The organism is Neisseria sp. P0014.S009, from assembly GCF_051958155.1.
Classification (GTDB): Bacteria; Pseudomonadota; Gammaproteobacteria; order Burkholderiales; family Neisseriaceae; genus Neisseria; species Neisseria flavescens_C.
In genome coordinates, this window is record NZ_JBQCVS010000060.1 from 1 (window position 1) to 393 (window position 393).

Below are 393 nucleotides of genomic sequence, written 5' to 3' on the forward strand. Positions count from 1 at the left end.
GCCCAGAGCGGCGCCTTCGCCGCTGGTGTTCCTCATGATATCTGCGCATTTCACCGCTACACCATGAATTCCCCGCTCCCCTACCGTACTCTAGTCATAGCAGTATCGGGTGGCCTCTCTGGGTTGAGCCCAGAGTTTTCACACCCGACTTACCGAACCGCCTACGAGCTCTTTACGCCCAATAAATCCGGACAACGCTTGGTGCCTACGTGTCACCGCGGCTGCTGGCACGTAGTTGGCCGCACCTTCTTCTGAAAGTACCGTCAGTTTCGTTCCTTCTGAAAGCGGTTTACAACCCGAAGGCCTTCTTCCCGCACGCGGCGTTGCTGCGTCAGGCTTTCGCCCATTGCGCAAGATTCCCCACTGCAGCCACCCGTAGGCTGTCTCTTATAC

The 393-nt window shown here is 57.5% G+C and carries 1 rRNA gene; it reads right to left on the reverse strand.

Annotated elements, in window-relative coordinates:
• Positions 1-393: ribosomal RNA gene (locus ACTHS4_RS11655) — 16S ribosomal RNA — on the reverse strand; the annotation flags it as partial.